This is a genomic window from Vibrio anguillarum (assembly GCF_003390515.1).
In the GTDB taxonomy this organism is placed as follows: domain Bacteria; phylum Pseudomonadota; class Gammaproteobacteria; order Enterobacterales; family Vibrionaceae; genus Vibrio; species Vibrio anguillarum.
Genome location: NZ_CP031479.1, coordinates 3,096,283 through 3,100,932, shown reverse-complemented (window position 1 = coordinate 3,100,932; position 4,650 = coordinate 3,096,283). Strand labels below are relative to the sequence as shown.

Genomic DNA, 4,650 nt, shown 5'->3' with positions numbered 1-4,650 from the left:
ACTCACCTTGCCTAACGCCGCATTAAGGTGTGAGCAGCGCTTGGCTATACTTGAGCGAAGCGAAAGCGCCAAGCGTTGCGAATCACTCTTAAATGCTTTGTTAGAAATTTGAGTGCGCATTCACTAAATCAATAAGCAGTAAATCAAGCAAGCTAGACAGCCATTTCACTTCGATTTCTTCTTTGGTATTTGAAGTTAAACGAAAACTTGAGTCGACTTTTTCAGCATGAACAGACTTATTGCGTACAAAATACATATATTTAATGCACAATGTTGCTGCTAGTTGTGAATTATTGAGTGTCTTGTTTTCAATGTGATGATTTAGGTGAGCCTCTACATCGTTATAAAAACCTTTATCTTTTAAGAATTTCTCACGTACTGTCAAAGTGCTCTTATTGATTTCAGCTAGTCGGTGGTCCTCATTTGCGATAACAAAATCCTTAAAATTTTCTGTTTGTTTTAGAGTGGCAAAGTTATTGTGAATAAACTTAACCCAACGAACTTTTTCTCTAATTCCTGTTGCTGTTAGTTTACTTACAACATCAAAAATAAGGGGATAAAGTTCAGGATGATTGATCAAGTGATTTCGAACAAACACCTGACGTTTGAACTCATTCTCTTCATTTGAAACTTGTCGATATAGGGCATTAAAAGACTTCCATTTCCTTTCAAAAGAGTCATAAGGGCTCTCTGAACAAAACGACTTAACTAAATGAGTCAAGGCAATTAAGTATGAATGCCCTTTTGGGCTTTCTTCGAAAATGACCTTTAGTTCATCAGCCTCTAGCTTCTGTAGAAGTGAAAGGTCATCGTCGCTCCCAAATATCTGATTAACATCATTACTTTTAACAACTAACTTGTCTTTAATGACATTGTCATAAATATAATGAGTCTGAATTTTCGTGATTTCGTTTGCTTTTCCGACACAACAGTAGTAATAAACTAATGATTTAATAATCTGTGTATATAGAGCACTGTTGTGATTATCAAAGATCCCTTTGATATCAACTTTGTTACTTCTATCAGCAACGATCACGATTTTGTCTTCGGTAATCGTCAGTTCGTCCTTGTAAGACTTAGAAAAAGGATAAGGAACTTCTCCAACAAATAGCGGATTCATCTCTTCAGATGAAAACTCAATCGTAATTACATATCTATGTTTTCTAGCCATTTACACCATATTCCAAATAAATTTCTAACGCCCGGCTAAGGGGTTGACAACGCATTGCCAAACTCAAAAAAACACACTGTCAACTCTGAACTTCAATTTTGCACCAAAGCCGCCACGCGTTGTCATCGTGTTCTTCAAATCAGCGCAATCGCAGCATAGTACTCCAATTTGAACCAATTTATCGACATTCGTAACCAACTCAATTTGGGAGCCATAACGCCGCATTAAGGTGTGAGCAACGCTACTACGAAACTAAACCATGCCACCATAAACACAAAACCCAACGCGAAGACAAAAATGCCAGGCGTTGGGAATCACTCTTAAATGCTTTGTTATGCGCCAGAAAACTCGAAAGCTAAAGCTGTGTAGTCATCCTTAATTACACGAGACTCTATGAGAGATTTTAAGCTATCCACAAAATTACTAACCTCAGTATTTTGTAGGGAGAGATCTCGAATTTCGACCTTAGACATTAATGAGTAAGCACCATCAGTTAACAATAGAAGTCTATCACCATCCAATAAATCAAATGAACTAACTTGAAGCTCATAGTCTCTGTAAGCAGACATAACCGAAAGTAATATATTTTTTCGGTGGTAGTTTTTCGCACGAGCCTTAGTTATTACTCCCTGATCAATTAATTGTTGTAACTCCGTCTGATCTATAGTTCGACTCACAAGACCACTGTTTCTCAAGTGGTATAGCCTTGTATCTCCAACGTGTGCGATATTCGCTCTAGTGCCACTAATCACGCATACTGTCAGGGTCGAACCCATTTTTTTTAATTCGGGCTCTTGTTCAACTTTACTTATAAATGCTTTCTGAACTTTTTCAAAAACGAGCGAAAGTTCTACATTAGAGTGAGTAGCTAGCTCACTCTTAACCGTCGCTATAGCGAGTTCGGAGGCAACTTGCCCCCCGACATGACCACCCATTCCATCAGCAATTGCAAGTAGTACTGTTCCGTCGTCAAGCTGCTCGAACAACAAGGAATCTTGGTTACTTCCTTTACGTCCGGCACAACTAAACAAAGATGCTTGATAATTTTTCATTACGAACCAAGCAACTGTTGCAATGTTGGATGTAGTACACTTTTTGTCACACTGATAGAACGCATAAGATGCCCCATATGTCTTACAAACTCTATTTCTTGAACTTCTAGTTCAATTTTCATTCTGTTCGCCAATTTATCTGAAATAGTCAATCCAGCCATTGAAACAAACTTTCTCTCTACGTACCAGCGATTGTGGCTTGTACCCATTACAAGTAGAGCTAAAGCAATCTTCGCTTGCAACTGAATGCTACCTAAATCGTAGAACACTTGAGCTCGGCTAGCCACAACGTCACAGTAGTCGAAATTAAATGAACTATTCATAACAAAGTCGGCGAAGTATTCACCTAGCGCAGCAAAAAGTTCAGGAGCTTCTTGATGTAATTCATTAATATGATGCTCTGCTACAGCTGAAAAAATGTTAGAGCAACTAACCGATTTTTCAATATTGTCTTCAAGTTGAAGGAACACAATATCCCATTGTTCCTCTGTCAACGTTGTGTTGTCTTGTAACAATTTTACTGCTTGCTCTTCATCAGAAGAGTTGAATACAATTTCCTTAGTATTCAGAACATTATATAGTTCTTCCCGCAACACGCCGATATTTGCGTATCTTCTACGAGCTAATTTTTTAGTACACTTGCTAACAATAGCACCCAGTTCACCTGGAACGGTCAACTCTGTATAAGGTAATCGCTTTGCTCCATTACCAAAGATATCATGAAGAATAGCTCCAAATGAGTAAATATCCGCTAACGGTGTTGCCGTTTTAAAACCACGGATAAGCTCTGGGGCTGCATAGTTTGGAGTACCGCCACTATCATTTGAGCCAGTTAATGTCGATGAGTCACTATCAATACCAGTAATTAGACCGAAATCAGACAGTGCATAATAGGCGTTTGTCCCATCGTTAAACTTAAGTACGTTAGCTGGCTTTAGGTCTCGATGAACAAACCCTTCTGAATGCAACACTTCTAAGCCTGCCAAAATGTCAAACAGCGCTTTACGTGGGTCACCACCTAATGTAGGGTCGGCAACCAAATCATCACGTAAAGTACCTTCCGCAAGTGGCATAATGAAATATGGTGGCTCATCATCCAAGAAATGCGCAAGAATCCTCACGATATTCGGGTGATTTAGTGTGCTTTGATACCGAACCTCACGCTTGAATCGCTTTTTGAGATGCTCATCACCGACAGCGTCTGTAATTTGCTTTTGAGGGTTGTATATTTTTTTAGCAAAATAATTGCCTGCTACGTCACGGACTTCAACAACCCTAGCAAAACCACCTTGACCTTTTTCACAAACTTCAGTGTAAGACATCTATAAACTCCTCTGTTAACAAGGTATTGTAACAATTTGAAAGGAGCTCACCAAGAATAAGTTTGACTGAGTCTAAGGTGTGGTGCATAACGCCCGGCTAAGGGCTCTTAAATGCTTTGTTATAAGCAATTTTCGTTTGACTTTCAGTTACCTATAAAATACGATGAAGCTTAGTCAGGCTGTGGTGCGCTCGCAAGGGTTTAGAGTTCGATTCTCTATCTGACCAAAATTAATTTTCATTTCTGGCCTCAATTCCTTTAATACCTGTACTACTTCATCATCAGCTTTTATATAATCAAGACACTCAGCTTTAGCTAAGGCTTCACAGTCTAAGTTTTGGCATTCTCTGATATTTGCTTGCTTTAGATTCGCACCATCAAAAACCGTTCTCTTTAAATTACAACCACGTAAATCAGCATTTTCTAAATTGGCACCTATAAATTTAGCTCGAAATAGATCAGATTTTTGAAAGTCAATGCCTGTCAATATGGCCTCAGCAAAACAAGCGTTCTTCAGATACGATTTCAGTATTTTGGAGTTTTTAAGTTTTGAGCAGCTAAAATCTGCCGAGTTTAGTTTAGAGCTTTGAATTTCAAGATTGAAAACCTTGCAATTAAGTAACTTAAGCCCATAGAGACCAGAATTGGAAAATTTCGCATCTTTGAGTTCAACATTGCTCAAAGTCAAATCGGTAACATCGATTTTATAAACCTTGCTTGCGTTCAAGCGCTTGATCATATTGATCTTTTTCTTCTGATATATTTCATCAACAAAAGTGTTTAAGTCCCATAGTCCTTCGAGATTTCGTTCAATCGACTCTCTCTTTTGACGATGAGAGTCCATCCAGACTAGAACTAGACCAATTAAGAAAATATCAAAGACTAAGCCATGAGCTTCAACCAAAACATTTTCCCAAAATGCCTTGTCGTATAAGCCCAATGTTGTATTGGGAAACACCCAAGAGCTTAATTGTGGCCAAAATGCTGTAGCTAAAAACACAACAAGTGATGTAACCACAAACACAAAGGATGCAGCCCTTATCGGGGTCTGTATTATTTTAGTAAAAATGCTGAATCTCCTATTGCTTATAACGCCCGGCTAAGGG

The 4,650-nt window shown here is 38.6% G+C and carries 4 protein-coding genes; all 4 read right to left on the bottom strand.

The genetic code is table 11. The annotated features are described in order from the left end of the window. Positions 1–100: 100 nt before the first annotated feature. Positions 101–1,171 (bottom strand): hypothetical protein, encoded by a 1,071-nt coding sequence (locus DD616_RS17025; protein WP_208871969.1) that lies wholly within the window; start codon positions 1,169–1,171, stop codon positions 101–103. A gap of 332 nt (positions 1,172–1,503) precedes the next feature. After that, positions 1,504–2,223 (bottom strand): PP2C family protein-serine/threonine phosphatase, encoded by a 720-nt coding sequence (locus DD616_RS17020; protein WP_208871968.1) that lies wholly within the window; start codon positions 2,221–2,223, stop codon positions 1,504–1,506. Further along, on the bottom strand, positions 2,223–3,545 hold the full coding sequence (locus DD616_RS17015) for a serine/threonine protein kinase (protein ID WP_208871967.1): 1,323 nt from the start codon (positions 3,543–3,545) through the stop codon (positions 2,223–2,225). Before DD616_RS17015 ends, DD616_RS17020 begins: the two co-directional genes overlap by 1 nt. Before the next feature lie 174 nt (positions 3,546–3,719). Further along, positions 3,720–4,568 (bottom strand): pentapeptide repeat-containing protein, encoded by an 849-nt coding sequence (locus DD616_RS17010; protein ID WP_208871966.1) that lies wholly within the window; start codon positions 4,566–4,568, stop codon positions 3,720–3,722. Between the last annotated feature and the right edge of the window lie 82 nt (positions 4,569–4,650).